The organism is Thermostichus lividus PCC 6715, from assembly GCF_002754935.1.
In the GTDB taxonomy this organism is placed as follows: domain Bacteria; phylum Cyanobacteriota; class Cyanobacteriia; order Thermosynechococcales; family Thermosynechococcaceae; genus Thermosynechococcus; species Thermosynechococcus lividus.
Genome location: NZ_CP018092.1, coordinates 48,397 through 63,666 on the forward strand (window position 1 = coordinate 48,397; position 15,270 = coordinate 63,666).

Here is a 15,270-nt window from a genome sequence, read left to right on the forward strand (position 1 = left end):
TTAGGCTGCATCATTCGACTCATTACAGGCTCAAAAATACGCCAAGAGAAGCCGCCCTCAAGCTTGTTCTTCAACCTCAGCGGCGGATGACGCTGAGTCATGGCTCAGCGGATTAAGCACTACAATAGCGCTATGCCTGCAATAGCGCCATGCCTGCTGAAGTAGTGGACATTCTCAGTGCCGAAGACCTGCGGCGCACAGTGACCCGGTTGGCCTCCCAAGTGGTTGAGAAGGCACGGGAGAACCTAGGGGCGATCGTCCTGCTGGGGATCCACACCCGCGGGATTCCCCTCGCACAATTATTGGCTCAGCAAATTGAGTCCCTCGAGGGGCTGTCTGTGCCGGTGGGGGCGCTCGATATTACCTTTTACCGCGATGATCTTGACCGTATTGGCCCGCGTACGCCTCAGCAAACCACCATTCCGGTAGATTTGAGTGGGCGCATTGTGCTACTGGTGGATGATGTGATTTTTAGTGGCCGTACTGTGCGCTCTGCCCTGAATGCTGTCCATGACTATGGGCGACCCAAGGCCATTTGGCTATTAGTCCTCATTGATCGGGGGCACCGCGAATTGCCAATTCATCCAGATTTCACCGGTAAAGTTTTACCCACTGCCCGCGATGAAGTGGTCAAGGTGCTGTTGCAGCAGACGGATGGGCGAGACGGGGTCGAGTTGTGGAAGCCTGCCGTCTAGGCGACGCCATCAGCCGTTAGTAAGACCTTGTACAGCCCCGGTCGGCGATCGCGAAAGAAGCCGTAGGCGGCGCGGAGCCGCTCAATAGCAGCCAGATCAAATGCGTGTACCAAGACAGCCTCATCATGGCGATCGGCGACTTCCACTAGATCACCACGCGGATCGGCAATAAACGAACTGCCGTAGAAGACGTGACCGTCTTCGTCCCCAACACGATTGGCGGCCACAACGGGAATCACATTGGCCACCGCATGACCCACCATCACCCGCTGCCATGGGTCTTTTGTATCCAAGGTGGGATCGTGGGGCTCACTCCCAATGGCGGTGGGGTACAGCAGAACCTCTGCCCCCATCAAGGTCATCGCTCGGGCCGCCTCAGGAAACCACTGATCCCAGCAGATCCCAACCCCTACCTTGCCGTAGCGGGTGCGCCACACCCGGAAGCCGGTGTTCCCAGGGCGGAAATAAAATTTTTCTTCGTAGCCAGGGCCGTCAGGAATATGACTTTTGCGGTACACTCCCAAGGTAGTACCATTGGCATCAATCATGGCCACACTGTTGTAATAGACGGTGCCGGCTTTCTCAAAGAAAGACACCGGAATTACAACCGCCAGTTCTCGTGCCAAGGCTTCAAAGTGGGCGATGGTGGGGTGATTCCTGACGGGGTGCGCCCGTTCAAAGTAGATGTCCCGCTCTTCCTTACAAAAATAATGGCCTTCGAAGAGTTCGGGTAAGACGATGACCTGTGCACCCTGACGGTGGGCTTGCCGAACTAGCTCACTCAGGTGCTCAATATTGGCATCTAGGTCGTCACTTAGTTTTGCTTGAACGGCAGCAACAGTTAGTATTTTCATAGCTCCTGCTGGGTGATGCAATGGAAGGCACCGCCCCCTTCTAAAAGGGTACGAGCACTCAAGCCAATTGTGGTGCGGCTAGGAAAAAGCTCTGCGATCGCGGCAACGGCTTTGGCATCTGCCTCAGTGCCGTAGGTGGGCACCACAACGGTGGTATTGGCAATATAAAAATTCACATAGCTGGCAGGTAAAATCTCCCCTTGGGTGCTGGTTACGATTCCCGGAGAGGGCAGGGGAATAATTGTGAGCGATCGCCCCCGGGCATCCGTAAGCTGCTGTAACTGTTGATAAATCGCACTGAGAACGTCGTAGTTCGGATCCTCGCGGCTCCAAGGCAGCATACACACCACTGTTGCCGGTGCCACAAAGCGCACCAAGGTATCGATATGGCCGTCGGTGTGATCGTTGGCAAGCCCCGATTCAATCCAGAGAACTTTTTCCACGCCGAGGGCATCCCGCAGGTGTGCCTCGACCTCAGCAACCGTCACACCCGGATTGCGGTTGGGGTTGAGTAAACATTGCTGGGTACTCAGGCAGGTTCCCTCGCCATCCACCTCAAGGGCACCCCCTTCTAAGGTCAGGGATAGGGTGCGGTAGGGCAACCCCATCAATCTAGCTAAGCGGGGGGCTAGCTCGGCATCGCCCGCTAGCTCGTACTTCTTGCCCCAGCCATTAAAGGGTAAGCACAGGAGTTGGCGATCGCCCTGCTCATTCACTAGGGTAATAGGAGCTGTATCCCGTAACCAAATATCGCCAAAGGGCACGCGGTGAAACTGTGGTTGCAATGCACCAAGGAGAGACTGTGCCTCACGCTCTCCGGCCTCATCGAGAACTAGGATGTTCAGTGGCTCACCGTAACAGTAACCCGTCCTAGGATCAGGGTTGGCGATCGCCCGGCACAACGCTGTAAACTCAGCGCGCACCCGCGGCAATAAATCTCCCCACAATGCTTCGTGGCTAGGAAACGCTAACCAACAGGCACGATGGGGCTGCCATTCCGCAGGCTGAAAAAACGAGGTCGGCGAGGTGCCCATTTACCTCTTTTTGCTTGCTTTAGGGGAATTGGTTTTAGCAACAGCCTTGTCAGTGCCTTTCTTGCCCTTAGGAGTTTGCTGAGCTTTGGTGCTACCACTGTACTTGCGGCGGAAGCGCTCGACCCGCCCCTCCGCATCTAGAATTTTCTGAGTGCCGGTAAAGAAGGGGTGGTTCCCCGACCAAATGTCCACATGGAGTTCTGGCTTCGTTGACCCGACGGTCATCACCACTTCACCATCACAATAAACTTTGGCCTCAGGGTACCATTGCGGATGAATGTTAGGTTTGGGCATAGGAACCTCGCAAAAACGATAGAACAACCAATGACAGCCAAATAATGCTAGCGCTTCGAGTATTGTGGCGCTTTCCGTGCCTTGCGTAACCCGTACTTGCGCCGCTCCTTCGCGCGGGGATCACGGGTGAGATACCCCTCAATTTTCAGGGGCTTGCGATTTTCGAGATCCAATTGACACAGTGCCCGCGCCACCCCCAAGCGGATGGCATCGGCTTGGCCGGTTAAGCCACCGCCACTCGCATTCACATAGATATCGTAGCTACTCTCAAGACCAAGGGTTTCGAGGGGTGCTTTGACCAGCCCTAAATAGGTAGGGTTATGCTGCAAGTAATCAGCGCCGTCCCGACCATTAACGATAAATTGGCCATTGCCGGGTATCAATCGGACGCGGGCAATGGCGGATTTACGACGACCCGTTCCCAGATAAACAACTCGTTTCGACTGATCAGCAATCTGCATGGCTTAAGCTCCCGGAATAGTGGTAATGGTTAAGAACTGAGGTTTTTGGGCTTGGTGAGGGTGCTCCGCCCCAGCATAGACTTTGAGCTTGGTGAACAATTTACGCCCAAGGGAGTTTTTCGGCAGCATTCCCTTGACAGCGTGCTCAATGATCCGCTCAGGGATGCGGGCTTGCAACTGATCAAAGGTCTCTGTTTTCATGCCTCCCGGACGACCGGAATGGCGACGGTAGAGCTTTTGGGAGCGTTTTTTGCCCGTAACCACCACTTTCTCGGCATTGATCACAATGACAAAATCACCGGTGTCCATATGGGGTGTATAGATGGCTTTGTTTTTGCCTCTGAGAATCCGGGCGATCGCCGTCGCAAGGCGACCCAAGCGCTGATCCGCTGCATCAATAACGTACCACTGGGGGTCAAGGGACTCCACGGTGGGTAGCGGCGTTTTCAGGGTATTGGTCATCACAAACTCCATAGATTCTTAAGCAATCGACAAGTGCGGCAAGGCGGTGGCCAACTGAAACTGTGGCATTGCATGGGTGCACAACCCATGGGGAAAGGGCGACTCAGGGTAGCCGACGCCTAGCAGACACAGACCCGCCGCCGGGGCTGCATACTTCACCAAATGGCGTTGCTCTTGCTGCCAGATCTCCGTAAAGCTGGCGGGCGATCGCCGCCCTTGGCCGACCTGCACCAAGAGACCCACCAGCAACCGCATCATCCCGTAGAGGAACCCAGAGGCCTGCACCTCAATTTCCACTAAGGCACCGCGGCGCTGACAGCTCACCTCCTGCACCTCTACCCACGAATGGCGGCGCTTCGACCCTGCACGATGAAATGCACTGAGGTGATGCCGTCCGACTAACGGCAGCAACACCGCCTGCATGATCTCTGTATCAAGGGGGTACTGGTAACAGTGCCACGTTAACCCCCGCAAAAACAGGTTGGGGCAAGGATCCGTGTAAAGGGTATAACGATAGCGCCGCCAAAGCGCCGAAAAACGCGCATGCCAATGCTCAGGCACGGCTGCCGCTGCTCGAATCAGAACATCCATCGGCAAACGCGCATTTAAGACCGCTGGCCAGCGATGGGCAGGAATCGGCGAGTTAACCGTGACGTGGGCAACCTGACCCGCTGCGTGCACCCCAGCATCTGTGCGCCCGGCCGCCACTACACTCACTGGATGATTTACGACACGGGCGATCGCCTGCTCCAGAACCTCTTGTACAGTCCGTTGCCCTACTTGGCGTTGCCAGCCGTGGAACGCCATCCCTTGGTACTGAATCAGCAGTGCAAGGCGCTGTTGCCCTGTCGTTGCCATCGCTGCCATCCTCAGGCTCAAACGAGTTCAATAACCGCTAGTTCAGCATTGTCCCCCCGCCGCCGCACGCTGCGAATAATGCGGGTATAGCCACCGTTGCGATCGCCATAGCGCTCAGTGGCTTGGGCAAAGAGGGCATGAACCAGTTGCTTATCGTAGAGATACCCCAATGCCCGCCGCCGCGCCGCCAGCGACCCATCCTTTGCCAAAGTAATCATTCGTTCTGCCTCTGAGCGCACAGCCTTCGCCCGAGCCTTCGTGGTCGTGATGCGACCATGGCGAATGAGTTCTGTTGTGAGGGAGCGCAAGAGTGCCCGTCGCTGATCCGCAGGCAACCCCAGTTGGGGGACACGACGTTGATGACGCATATCAAAAACCTCAACCTGATAACTTTAGTTAGTTAGAGCGAGCCGCTTTTTGGGGGGGCAGCGTAATACCCAAGTGCTTTTGTAGCGCCTCAATCACTTCTTCGGCAGACTTTTGGCCAAAGTTCTTGATTTCCAATAAATCTTCTTGGGAATACTCCAATAAGTCCGCAACCGTATTCACTTGGGCACGCTTCAAGCAATTGTACGCCCGCACCGAAAGATTCAATTGCTCAATTTGAATTTGACCCGTTTCATCGTATTCATCGGTTGCCGTTGTCTCTGAGGCATGCAGGGGCACTTCTTTCAACGGACTAAAGAGATCCAGCAAAATGCCCGCTGCTTGGTTGAGGGCATCCTGAGGGGTCAAGCTGCCATTGGTCCAAATCTCAAGCTTCAGATAGTCCTGTAAGGGGCGCTCTCCCTCAGTGCCACTGGTACGCATCGAATCAACACTGTAATTCACGCGCCGCACCGGCATAAACACCGCATCTAGCTGCAAGTAGTCCAGCGCCATGCGATCGTCACGTACCCGCTCCACCGAACGGTACCCCTTATCACGCTCCACTTTGAACTCTAGCTCTAAGGTTGCTCCTGGCATCAGCGTCGCAATGTAGTGATTGGGGTTGACTACCTCCACATCGGAGGACAACTCAATCAAAGCCGCTGTTACCGTTAGCGCCTCCGACTCAGGGGCTTGGGCGTAGATGCGACCCACCTGAGGCTCAGTTGTATGGCCGCGAACCACTAGCTGCTTCATTTGCAGCAAAATATCCATCACATCCTCACGCACACCGGGAATCGTAGAGAACTCGTGATTAACACCAGCAATACGCACCGCCGTCACAGCACTTCCCGGTAAATCAGACAGCAGCACCCGCCGCAGTGCGTTCCCCACCGTTACCCCTTGACCGGGCGCTAAAGGATGGAGCGCAAACTGGCCATACTGACTTTGATCCTCTTCAGTCCGTGTCTCTAAACATTCAATTTGATATGCCATAGCCATGCTCCCAGATAACCCAAACCCAAACCTTATCCTTAGACTCGCCGCCGTTTGGGAGGGCGACAACCATTGTGGGGAATCGGTGTGACATCTCGAATGAGGGTAATTTCGAGCCCAGCCGCTTGCAGTGCCCGAATAGCCGTTTCCCGACCCGACCCGGGCCCACTCACCATGACCTCAATTTGGCGCATACCCTGATCAATGGCACGTCGTGCCGCACTATCGGCAGCGGTTTGAGCCGCAAAGGGGGTTCCTTTTTTTGCGCCCTTAAAGCCACTGGAGCCAGCAGAGGCCCAAGCGATCACTTCACCGCCGGGATCGGTAATAGAAACGATTGTATTGTTGAAGGTTGATTGAATGTGGGCAACGCCACTGGGGACATTGCGCTTTTGCTTACGAGGGCCAGACCGTTTTGCAGAGGGTGCCATAATCTATCCAAATATGAGGGTCGAACAGGTTACAGAGACGGAAACAACTATTTTTTGGCAGCAGGTTTCTTCTTGCCAGCGACAGTGCGACGACCACCGCGGCGAGTACGGGCATTCGTGCGCGTCCGCTGTCCCCGTACCGGTAGCCCCAAGCGATGCCGCCGACCACGGTAACTGCCAATATCCATTAACCGCTTGATGTTCATGGCTTCAAGGCGGCGTAAATCCCCCTCCACTTGGTAGTCGTCAATGGCGGAGCGCAAGGCCGCCACATCAGCATCCGATAAATCGCGGGTGCGGGTATCAGGATTGACCCCCGTTTTCGCTAAAATTTCCTTTGAGCGGGTCAAGCCAATCCCATAAATATAGGTCAGGGCAATTTCAATACGCTTGTCCCGGGGCAAGTCAACACCAGCAATACGAGCCATGAATCTAGTTCCTATCTGTTAAACAACTAACGGGTTACCCTTGGCGCTGCTTGTGCTTGGGGTTGGTGCAAATCACCATCACCCGACCGCGCCGCCGAATAATGCGGCATTTTTCGCAAATACGCCGTACCGATGCTCTTACTTTCATATTAGTCGCTCATCTAGTCGCAAATTTTACATTCTAGCAGAGTAAAGGTCGTAAATCAAACAAATGCCTACTTCTTCCGCAGCCGATAGGTGATCCGTCCCTTGGTCAGGTCGTAGGGAGTGAGCTCGACCTTGACGCGATCGCCCGGCAGAATTTTGATGTAATTGCGGCGAATTTTGCCGGAAATATGGGCAAGAACATTAAAGCCATTGTCCAAATCCACACGAAACATGGCATTGGGCAAAGACTCTGTGACCGTACCTTCAATTTCAATGGCATCCTGCTTAGACACAATTGACCTCCCCAAGGCGAGCTTTAATCGCAGCAGTGACCTCCGCGATGGTGCCAGTACCATCCACATGAACAAATTTAGGATGGCCGATGTACTGCTGAATCATAGGTAGTGTTTCTTGCTCATAGACCTGTAGCCGCTTGAGAATGGTTTCCGGTGTATCATCGGAGCGCTGCTGACCGGAAGCTGCCTGCTTCGCTCGGTTAAGGGCGCGCTCTTGGAGGATGTGGGCAGGCACATCTAAAAACAGCAAATAGTCGTAGGTTTGGCCAATATCCGTCAGCATGGACTCAAAGATCTTTGCTTGGGACGGGTTGCGCGGAAAACCATCCAGCAGCCAGCCGGTTGCTGTATCCGCTTGCTGGAGGCGATTGGCCACCATGTCCACAATGACTTGATCTGGAACCAGTTCGCCGCGATCCATGTAGCCCTGAGCCTGTTGCCCAAGGGGCGTGCCTGCTGCTCGTTCGGAGCGCAGAATATCCCCCGTAGAAATGTGGGGAATACCAAAGTGCTCTAGTAAAATCGCTGCTTGAGTCCCTTTGCCAGAGCCGGGGCCACCGAATAAAATTAACCGCATTACTGCTTCACCATCCCCTCATAACGTTGTGAAATGACGTAGGTCTGAATTTGCTTCGAGGTATCAATGGCTACCCCCACTAAAATCAGCAGTGAGGTGGCACCTAGCCCTTGGAAGGTGGTGACGCGAGTGGCACTTTCCACTGCTGTGGGAATAATTGCCACTAACCCTAGGAAAATGGCACCCAGAAAGGTCAAGCGATTCAGCACGCGCTCTAGGTAATCTGAGGTGGCCTTCCCCGGACGAATTCCAGGAATACTTGCTCCCATCTTCTTCAGGTTTTGGGACATATCCACGGGGTTCACCACCAAGGAGGAGTAGAAGTAGCTAAAGAACAGGATCAACAGGAGATAGACAATGACGTAAACCCACGGTGTTGGCCCTGCCGGGGAGATGTAGGCACCAATCTGAGCTATAAGTTCGTTGCGGGTAAACTGGGCTAGGGTGGAGGGCAAAATGAGGACAGCGGAGGCAAAAATAATGGGCATGACTCCCCCTTGGTTAAGCCGCAGCGGCAGGTAGCTCGTCTGCTCGCGGTAGAGTTTGCGCCCCACCTGTCGCCGCGCCGAAACAATGGGAATGCGGCGGGTGCCTTCTTGGACAAAGACAATGCCGACAATCATGGCCAAAAAGACCGTAACAAGAATCACAATGCCGCCAACATTGCCGCCACTTTCAGCAAAGGCAATCGTTTGACCCACTGACCCCGGCAGGTACGCCACAATGCTCAAAAAGATGAGGAGGGAGGCACCATTGCCAACCCCTCGCTCAGTAATTAGTTCCGAAATCCACATCACCACCATGGAGCCAGCAGTGAGGGCAATGACAATTTCTGCAATAAAAAACGGCCCCGGATGCAGCGCTGCTCCGGGAATTGAACTGACGAAAACAGCAATACCAAGGCTTTGGAGGATGGCCCAAGCCACGGAGACGTAGCGGGTAATCTGCGAGATTTTGCGCCGCCCCGCTTCGCCTTCATCTTTTTGTAGCCGTTCGAGGGAGGGTAAGGCTGCCGTCAGCAATTGCATAATAATGGAAGCGTTGATGTAGGGCAAAATGCCAAGGGCAAAAATGCCGAGGGCAGATATCCCACCACCAGAGAAAATATCTAGAAAGCGAATAACGGCATTGTCTTCAACACTCTGAGCAAAGACGGCGCGATCAATGCCCGGAATTGGCAAATAAATGCCTAGACGCACTAAAATTAGTAGCCCAAGCGTGATTAGTAGTCGCCCTCGCAACCCAGAGGCTTGAGCCATCTGCATAAAGGTTTCTTGGGCGGTGGGGGCTTTGCCGCGATTCACAATCATGATCCGCTTCCTCTATTCGCTGTCAGTAACGACGGCATCGACACATACCCCACCCGCTGCTTCAATTTTGGCGCGAGCACTACCGCTAAAGGCAGCGGCGTGCACCTCCAGTTTGACGCTCAGCTCACCATCCCCCAGCACTTTCAAGGGATATTTTGCGGTGGTTAAAATTCCGGCCTCTAGCAGAGACTCAACGGTAACCACACTATTGGCAGGTAGGGTATTGAGACGAGCAACGTTAATTGTAGTGTAAAGCCTCCGGTTGACAATGGGGAAGTGCTTAAGCTTGGGTAGCCGTCGATAGAGGGGATTTTGCCCCCCTTCAAACCCGGGGCGGGTGGGACGACCGGAGCGGGATTTTTGCCCTCGCATTCCAAATCCACCACTGGCCCCTTGACCGGCTGAGATGCCACGGCCAATGCGCCGCTTCCGTCTCCGCGATCCCGGTTGGGGTTGAGCATCCTGAAAACGCATGGGCTACTCCTAACTACTTGCTATAAAGATTTTCCACAGGGATTTCCCGCTCTTCGGCCACTTCCGGGAAGGTGCGCAACGCCGCGAGGGCTTCTAGGGCTGCCCGGGCATTGTTAAGGGGGTTACTGGAGCCCAGTTGTTTGGCCAACACGTTGCGCACTCCAGCCAGTTCCAAGACGGTGCGCACCGATCCACCGGCAATAACTCCAGTGCCGGGGGCGGCGGGACGAATCATAACGCGGGCGGCTCCGCCTTCACCAAACGTAGGGTGAGGAATGGAGTTAGATTTAGTAATGGGAACTTCGACAAGGTGCTTTTTGCCATCAGCAACGCCTTTACGGACAGCCCCAATGACGTCGGCAGCTTTGCCGACCCCAACACCCACTTGCCCGCGTTCGTTGCCGACAATAACAATGGCGCGGAAGCTTAGTTTTTTGCCGCCTTTAACGACTTTAGAGACACGGCGGATCTGAACAACTCGTTCTTGCCAATCGGTTTCTTTTTCAACTTTACGGGGGTTTTTACGACGATTTGCCATCGGGTCATCCTCTAAAAGTCCAGTCCGGCTTCACGGGCAGCATCCGCAAGGGCTTTGACGCGACCGTGATAGATATTTCCGCCGCGATCAAAGACGACTTGCTGGATGCCAGCGGCCTTGGCACGCTCAGCAATCAGCCGCCCAACTTCAGCAGAGGCGGCACAGTTGCTGCCATTTCCCAGCTTTTGTCGCAGTGACGGCTCAACACTGGAGGCGGCGACAAGGGTATGATGCCGGCTGTCGTCAATGACTTGGGCATAGATGTGCTGGTGGGAACGGAAAACAGCGAGACGGGGGCGATCGCCGGTGCCTTTGACTTTGCGACGAATGCGCTGATGCCGACTTTGACGAGCGGCAGTACGAGTTTTCTTCATCTATTTCTTCCCTGTCTTACCAACTTTGCGACGGACAAATTCACCAGAGTACCGAATACCTTTGCCTTTGTAAGGCTCAGGGGGGCGAACCCCACGGATTTGGGCAGCCAAATTACCCACTAGTTCTTTATCAATGCCACTCACAAGGACGATGGTGCCCTGCTGGACTTTTTTGCCTTGGTTATCTTCTATTTCTAAAGTAATGCCGTCGGGGGGCGTAATTTCCACCGGATGGCTGTATCCCATGCTTAGCACCAGATTTTTACCTTGCTGTTGAGCACGGTACCCCACCCCTTGGATCTCTAGCTTTTTTGTAAAGCCCTGAGCCACTCCTTCGACCATGTTGGCTACAAGGGTACGGCACAGCCCGTGGCGTTCTTTTGCTGTTCGGGATTCGTCGCGCCGCTGGACGAGAATGGTTTCACCTTCTTGGGACACCGTGACCTCTGGGGGTAGTACCCGGCTCAATTGTCCTTTGGGACCTTTGACGGTGACCTGTTGCCCCTCAAGGGTCAGGGTGACATTTTTCGGCAGGGGAATGGGGCGTTTGCCAATACGAGACATGTAGGACGTCCTCCGAGCTTACCAAACGTAACAGAGTACTTCGCCGCCGATGCCCTGCTGCCGCGCCTCGCGATCGGTCATGATGCCGCTGGAGGTGGAAATAATGGCAATCCCAATCCCCCCAAGAACCCGGGGGAGTTCGCGGGAGTTGGCATAGACGCGCAATCCGGGTTTGCTAACCCGCTTGAGAGCAGTAATAATTGGCTGGCGTTGCTTGCCGCGATATTTGAGGGCAACCACCAATTGTCGCTGAATGCCGTCTCCCTGCTCTTCGTAGTCGCGAATGAACCCTTCTGCCTTTAGCACTTGGGCAATACTGCGAGTCATTCGCGTGGCGGGGATGGTCGTGCTTTGATGCCGCGCAAGGTTTGCGTTGCGGATGCGAGTCAGCATATCGCCAATCGTGTCGTTTACTGCCATAGTTGCTCCTTAAAAATCCTGCCTCCGGCGTTAGTTATCACGGAACGGCATACCCATTGCTTTTAGCAGGGCACGTCCTTCTTCATCAGTGGTGGCAGTGGTGATGATTGAGACATCCATGCCGCGAATTTGATCAATATCGTCGTAGTTGACTTCGGGAAAAATAAGTTGCTCCCGTAGTCCTAAGGTATAGTTGCCCCGGCCATCAAAACTTTTGGGGTTAACGCCACGAAAGTCACGAATCCGGGGGAGGGCAAGGTTGATGAGCCGATCTAGAAAGGAATACATGCGATCGGCACGTAGGGTAACGGCTACCCCCACTGGCATGCCTTGGCGAATTTTGAAGCCAGCGATCGCCTTCTTGGCACGGGTGACCACAGGTTTTTGACCTGTAATGGTCGCAATTTCTGCGAGTGTTGCTTCAAGGGCTTTGGCGTTTTGTGCCGCCTCCCCAAGCCCGCGATTCACCGTTATTTTGGTGATTTTGGGGACTTGGTGAATATTTGTGTACTGGAATTGCTGCATAAGTTGCGGCACAACCGTTTTGCTGTAATGGTCTTTCAGACGTTTGGACATGGGGGACTTCTCCTAGGCAAGGTCTCTGGGCGTGGTCAGAGAGGGGGAAACTAATCAATAATTTCCCCGGTTTTTTTGAGCATTCGGACTTTGCGACCGTCTTCGGTGTAGGTGTAGCAAATGCGGCTGGCAACGTTCTGCTTGCTGGAGTAGAGCATGACTTTGCAGCTATGAATGGGGGCTTCCTTCGTAATAATTTGGCCAGATTCCCCCTCTTGGCGAGGCTTAACATGTTTTGTTTTGAGGTTGACCCCTTTGACAATCACTTGACTGGTTTTGGGGAACACCGCTAGGACTTCGCCCACTTTGGCTTTATCGCGACCGGCAATGACTTGTACGGTGTCACCTTTTTTGACATGCATTCGATGGCGCACAGGTGCTTTTGCTTTTTTTGCAGCCATTAGAGAACCTCCGGTGCCAAGGAGACAATTTTGGTGAAATTTTTATCCCGCAGTTCGCGAGCAACCGGTCCAAACACCCGGGTGCCCCGGGGATTCCCCTCTTGGTTGATCAGTACAGCGGCGTTATCGTCAAAGCGAATGCTCATGCCACTTTCGCGGCGGATGGCTTTGCGGGTACGCACAATGACGGCTCGGACGACATCGGATTTTTTCACGGCCATGTTGGGGGTGGCATCCTTAACCGTGGCAATAATGACATCACCCACGCTGCCATAACGACGATTACCGCCACCGAGGACGCGAATGCAGAGCAGTTTCTTGGCGCCGCTGTTGTCGGCAACGTTCAGGTAGGTTTCCTGTTGAATCATGGCTGGCTCTCCTTAAGCAGTCCCAGTGTTGAGAATTTCGGCGATCGCCCAGCGTTTGGTACGGCTGAGGGGGCGAGTTTCACGGATCCGCACGCGATCGCCAACTTTAGCTTCATTGTTTTCATCGTGGGCTTTATAGCGGCGGGTTTTGACAACAATTTTGCCGTACTTGGGATGGGCAGAGCGGTTTTCAACGGCAACGACAACGGTTTTATCCATCTTGTCGCTAACCACCACACCCACACGTTCTTTCACTGCCATTAGTTGTGTCCTCCACTGCGGCGACGTTCATTCTCAAGGGTTAAAAGCTGAGCCAACTCATGGCGCAAATGCTTAAATTGGTGAGGTTTGACCTCCTGCCGCGTTGCTTTTTTGAACCGCAGATCAAACAATTCTTTTTTGATAGCAACGATGCGATCGCCCACCTCTTGATCACTGAGTTGCCGCAGGTCACTCATTTTTGTTAATGCCATCCCTAACCCTCCTGTTGCACGTCATCTTGATTACGGACAATAAAGCGAGTTTTGATCGGCATCTTATAGGCGGCGAGGCGCATCGCTTCCCGAGCCGTTGCCTCCGGCACCCCTGCAATTTCGTACATAATGCGTCCGGGTTTGACCACCGCCACCCAGTATTCCGGTGAGCCTTTCCCAGACCCCATCCGTGTTTCTGCGGGGCGCATGGTGACGGGTTTATCCGGGAAAATGCGAATCCAAATTTTGCCCCCACGGCGAATATAGCGGGTCATGGCTCGCCGCCCCGCCTCGATCTGCCGCGAGGTAATCCACGCTGGCTCAAGGGCTTGCAGGGCAAAGTCACCAAAATGAATCGAGCTACCGCGACTGGCAACCCCAGTCATTCGTCCCCGCTGTTGTTTCCGAAATTTAGTACGCTTAGGACTTAACATCGCTGACTTCCTTGTTAGTTAGAGCGATTTTCAAATTGAGGCAAGCGGCGTTGGCCAGTGCGCCGATGTGGTTCACGACTCGCAGCTTCTGGTTGACCTGGGAGCACTTCACCCTTGAAGATCCACACCTTGACCCCCAAAATACCGTAAATGGTGCGCGCTGTCCGATAGGCGTAGTCAATATCGGCACGTAGGGTATGCAGGGGCACTCGACCTTCGCGCGTCCATTCGGTACGGGCAATTTCAGCGCCGTTCAGCCGACCCGCCACTTGAATTTTGATCCCTTCAACCCCGGCTCGCTGTGCCCGCTGAATCGCCTGCCGCACAGCCCGCCGGAAGGCCACCCGCCGCTCTAGCTGCTGGGTGATATACTCCGCCAGCAAACTGGCTTCCGCATCCACACGATTGACTTCAAGGACATTGACTTTGACCGTGCGGCTAGGGGGTAGCATTTGCCGCAGGTCTTCCCGCAGCTTTTCTATCCCTTGCCCGCCTTTGCCAACAACCACCCCAGGACGAGCAGTGCGAATTTGCAACTCCACTTGATCGGCCTTGCGTTCAATGCGAATCTCGGCAATACCGGCATTCCCCATCACCTTGTTGATGTAGGTGCGGATTTGATGATCTTCTTTGAGTAAATCGGGGTAGCGATCGGCATCTGCATACCAGCGGGAGCGGTGCTCCTGAGTAATGCCGAGGCGAAAGCCAATTGGGTGAATCTTCTGTCCCACAGTGGTATCCTTCTACGATTCGTCAGCGGTGTTTTGGGCAGCCACAGCAATGGTGATGTGGCAGGTTGGTTTGCGAATTTGATAGGCACGGCCTTGAGCGCGGGGGCGAAACCGCTTTAAGGAAGGGCCTTGATCCGCGTAGGCTTGGCTGATCACTAGGGTTGCTGGGTCTAACCCCAGATTGTGCTCTGCGTTAGCCGCTGCCGAGCGCAGCACCTTTGTAATGGGTTCACAGGCACGATAGGGCATAAACCGCAGCATAATCAGGGCATCACGATAAGTTTGTCCCCGGAGTTGATCTAGCACCCGCCGTACCTTATGGGGGGACATGCGGACGTATTTGGCTGAAGCACGGGCGGCAGGAGAAGCGGTAGAAACCATAGACAGCTATCCAATACGGTGGCTAAACAGTAATGATCAATGGCGGGCTTTTTTATCCCCCTTGACGTGGCTGCGGAAGTTACGGGTGGGAGCAAATTCCCCCAGCTTATGGCCGACCATTTGCTCGGTGATATACACAGGCACGTGCTGTTTGCCGTTGTGTACCGCAATGGTGTGGCCAATCATCTCTGGCACAATGGTGGATGCCCGCGACCATGTTTTGATCACCTCCTTGCTGTTGCGCTCGTTGAGTGCCTCAATTTTCCGTAAGAGATGATCTGCCACAAAGGGGCCTTTTTTCAGTGAACGTCCCATAACCTAACT

General features: G+C 54.3%; 29 protein-coding genes. 1 reads left to right on the forward strand and 28 read right to left on the reverse strand.

Annotated elements, in window-relative coordinates; genetic code table 11:
* Positions 1 to 149 precede the first annotated feature (149 nt).
* A complete protein-coding gene (pyrR, locus tag BRW62_RS00245; protein WP_099797573.1) occupies positions 150 to 695 on the forward strand; it encodes a bifunctional pyr operon transcriptional regulator/uracil phosphoribosyltransferase PyrR in 546 nt (181 codons plus the stop codon).
* Here pyrR and aguB read toward each other — a convergent pair.
* The 28 genes from aguB to rpsS form a co-directional block, all read right to left on the reverse strand.
* Entirely contained in the window at positions 692 to 1,549 is an 858-nt protein-coding gene (gene aguB / locus BRW62_RS00250) for an N-carbamoylputrescine amidase (protein ID WP_099797574.1), read from the reverse strand. The two genes, pyrR and aguB, sit on opposite strands and share 4 nt — an antisense overlap.
* Positions 1,546 to 2,583, reverse strand: a complete 1,038-nt coding sequence (locus BRW62_RS00255; RefSeq protein ID WP_099797575.1) for an agmatine deiminase family protein — start codon at positions 2,581 to 2,583, stop codon at positions 1,546 to 1,548. Before BRW62_RS00255 ends, aguB begins: the two co-directional genes overlap by 4 nt.
* Positions 2,584 to 2,877: a 50S ribosomal protein L31 gene (rpmE, locus tag BRW62_RS00260; RefSeq protein ID WP_099797576.1), complete on the reverse strand. Its 294-nt coding sequence runs from the start codon at positions 2,875 to 2,877 to the stop codon at positions 2,584 to 2,586. It lies immediately after the preceding gene.
* Positions 2,878 to 2,924: 47 nt separating this feature from the next.
* Positions 2,925 to 3,338: a 30S ribosomal protein S9 gene (gene rpsI, locus BRW62_RS00265; protein WP_099797577.1), complete on the reverse strand. Its 414-nt coding sequence runs from the start codon at positions 3,336 to 3,338 to the stop codon at positions 2,925 to 2,927.
* Positions 3,339 to 3,341: 3 nt separating this feature from the next.
* Positions 3,342 to 3,800, reverse strand: a complete 459-nt coding sequence (gene rplM, locus BRW62_RS00270) for a 50S ribosomal protein L13 (RefSeq protein ID WP_099799763.1) — start codon at positions 3,798 to 3,800, stop codon at positions 3,342 to 3,344.
* Positions 3,801 to 3,818: 18 nt separating this feature from the next.
* A complete protein-coding gene (gene truA, locus BRW62_RS00275; RefSeq protein WP_099797578.1) occupies positions 3,819 to 4,667 on the reverse strand; it encodes a tRNA pseudouridine(38-40) synthase TruA in 849 nt (282 codons plus the stop codon).
* A gap of 8 nt (positions 4,668 to 4,675) precedes the next feature.
* Positions 4,676 to 5,026, reverse strand: coding sequence for a 50S ribosomal protein L17 (gene rplQ, locus BRW62_RS00280; RefSeq protein WP_099797579.1), 351 nt, complete (start codon positions 5,024 to 5,026; stop codon positions 4,676 to 4,678).
* A gap of 28 nt (positions 5,027 to 5,054) precedes the next feature.
* Complete coding sequence (locus tag BRW62_RS00285; RefSeq protein ID WP_099799764.1) at positions 5,055 to 6,023, reverse strand: DNA-directed RNA polymerase subunit alpha; 969 nt, start codon at positions 6,021 to 6,023, stop codon at positions 5,055 to 5,057.
* Positions 6,024 to 6,061: 38 nt separating this feature from the next.
* On the reverse strand, positions 6,062 to 6,454 hold the full coding sequence (rpsK, locus tag BRW62_RS00290; RefSeq protein WP_099797580.1) for a 30S ribosomal protein S11: 393 nt from the start codon (positions 6,452 to 6,454) through the stop codon (positions 6,062 to 6,064).
* A gap of 47 nt (positions 6,455 to 6,501) precedes the next feature.
* Positions 6,502 to 6,882, reverse strand: coding sequence for a 30S ribosomal protein S13 (rpsM, locus tag BRW62_RS00295; protein ID WP_099797581.1), 381 nt, complete (start codon positions 6,880 to 6,882; stop codon positions 6,502 to 6,504).
* A gap of 34 nt (positions 6,883 to 6,916) precedes the next feature.
* A complete protein-coding gene (rpmJ, locus tag BRW62_RS00300) occupies positions 6,917 to 7,030 on the reverse strand; it encodes a 50S ribosomal protein L36 (protein ID WP_099797582.1) in 114 nt (37 codons plus the stop codon).
* Between the two features lie 67 nt (positions 7,031 to 7,097).
* A complete protein-coding gene (gene infA / locus BRW62_RS00305) occupies positions 7,098 to 7,322 on the reverse strand; it encodes a translation initiation factor IF-1 (RefSeq protein WP_011055956.1) in 225 nt (74 codons plus the stop codon).
* The gene (locus tag BRW62_RS00310; RefSeq protein WP_099797583.1) at positions 7,315 to 7,902 is read right to left on the reverse strand and encodes an adenylate kinase; all 588 of its coding nucleotides are present in this window, start codon (positions 7,900 to 7,902) and stop codon (positions 7,315 to 7,317) included. Before BRW62_RS00310 ends, infA begins: the two co-directional genes overlap by 8 nt.
* Positions 7,902 to 9,212 (reverse strand): preprotein translocase subunit SecY, encoded by a 1,311-nt coding sequence (gene secY, locus BRW62_RS00315; RefSeq protein ID WP_099797584.1) that lies wholly within the window; start codon positions 9,210 to 9,212, stop codon positions 7,902 to 7,904. The genes BRW62_RS00310 and secY overlap by 1 nt, the downstream gene beginning before the upstream one ends.
* Positions 9,213 to 9,224: 12 nt before the next feature.
* Positions 9,225 to 9,686, reverse strand: coding sequence for a 50S ribosomal protein L15 (rplO, locus tag BRW62_RS00320; RefSeq protein ID WP_099797585.1), 462 nt, complete (start codon positions 9,684 to 9,686; stop codon positions 9,225 to 9,227).
* Between the two features lie 13 nt (positions 9,687 to 9,699).
* Positions 9,700 to 10,224, reverse strand: coding sequence for a 30S ribosomal protein S5 (rpsE, locus tag BRW62_RS00325; protein WP_099797586.1), 525 nt, complete (start codon positions 10,222 to 10,224; stop codon positions 9,700 to 9,702).
* Positions 10,225 to 10,235: 11 nt separating this feature from the next.
* A complete protein-coding gene (rplR, locus tag BRW62_RS00330; protein WP_099797587.1) occupies positions 10,236 to 10,598 on the reverse strand; it encodes a 50S ribosomal protein L18 in 363 nt (120 codons plus the stop codon).
* The gene (gene rplF / locus BRW62_RS00335) at positions 10,599 to 11,162 is read right to left on the reverse strand and encodes a 50S ribosomal protein L6 (protein WP_099797588.1); all 564 of its coding nucleotides are present in this window, start codon (positions 11,160 to 11,162) and stop codon (positions 10,599 to 10,601) included.
* Positions 11,163 to 11,180: 18 nt separating this feature from the next.
* Positions 11,181 to 11,582 carry a 30S ribosomal protein S8 gene (gene rpsH, locus BRW62_RS00340; RefSeq protein ID WP_099797589.1) on the reverse strand — a complete coding sequence of 134 codons (402 nt, stop codon included), beginning with the start codon at positions 11,580 to 11,582 and terminating at the stop codon, positions 11,181 to 11,183.
* A gap of 30 nt (positions 11,583 to 11,612) precedes the next feature.
* Positions 11,613 to 12,158 (reverse strand): 50S ribosomal protein L5, encoded by a 546-nt coding sequence (rplE, locus tag BRW62_RS00345; RefSeq protein ID WP_099797590.1) that lies wholly within the window; start codon positions 12,156 to 12,158, stop codon positions 11,613 to 11,615.
* A 50-nt stretch (positions 12,159 to 12,208) separates the two neighbouring features.
* Complete coding sequence (gene rplX, locus BRW62_RS00350; RefSeq protein WP_099797591.1) at positions 12,209 to 12,559, reverse strand: 50S ribosomal protein L24; 351 nt, start codon at positions 12,557 to 12,559, stop codon at positions 12,209 to 12,211.
* Complete coding sequence (gene rplN, locus BRW62_RS00355; RefSeq protein ID WP_099797592.1) at positions 12,559 to 12,927, reverse strand: 50S ribosomal protein L14; 369 nt, start codon at positions 12,925 to 12,927, stop codon at positions 12,559 to 12,561. The genes rplX and rplN overlap by 1 nt, the downstream gene beginning before the upstream one ends.
* A 12-nt stretch (positions 12,928 to 12,939) precedes the next feature.
* The gene (gene rpsQ / locus BRW62_RS00360) at positions 12,940 to 13,188 is read right to left on the reverse strand and encodes a 30S ribosomal protein S17 (protein ID WP_099797593.1); all 249 of its coding nucleotides are present in this window, start codon (positions 13,186 to 13,188) and stop codon (positions 12,940 to 12,942) included.
* Complete coding sequence (gene rpmC, locus BRW62_RS00365) at positions 13,188 to 13,400, reverse strand: 50S ribosomal protein L29 (RefSeq protein ID WP_099797594.1); 213 nt, start codon at positions 13,398 to 13,400, stop codon at positions 13,188 to 13,190. Before rpmC ends, rpsQ begins: the two co-directional genes overlap by 1 nt.
* 2 nt (positions 13,401 to 13,402) lie before the next feature.
* On the reverse strand, positions 13,403 to 13,834 hold the full coding sequence (gene rplP, locus BRW62_RS00370) for a 50S ribosomal protein L16 (RefSeq protein WP_099797595.1): 432 nt from the start codon (positions 13,832 to 13,834) through the stop codon (positions 13,403 to 13,405).
* A gap of 14 nt (positions 13,835 to 13,848) precedes the next feature.
* The gene (gene rpsC / locus BRW62_RS00375; protein WP_099797596.1) at positions 13,849 to 14,565 is read right to left on the reverse strand and encodes a 30S ribosomal protein S3; all 717 of its coding nucleotides are present in this window, start codon (positions 14,563 to 14,565) and stop codon (positions 13,849 to 13,851) included.
* 12 nt (positions 14,566 to 14,577) lie between these two features.
* Positions 14,578 to 14,946 (reverse strand): 50S ribosomal protein L22, encoded by a 369-nt coding sequence (rplV, locus tag BRW62_RS00380; RefSeq protein WP_099797597.1) that lies wholly within the window; start codon positions 14,944 to 14,946, stop codon positions 14,578 to 14,580.
* A gap of 36 nt (positions 14,947 to 14,982) precedes the next feature.
* On the reverse strand, positions 14,983 to 15,261 hold the full coding sequence (gene rpsS, locus BRW62_RS00385) for a 30S ribosomal protein S19 (RefSeq protein WP_099797598.1): 279 nt from the start codon (positions 15,259 to 15,261) through the stop codon (positions 14,983 to 14,985).
* Between the last annotated feature and the right edge of the window lie 9 nt (positions 15,262 to 15,270).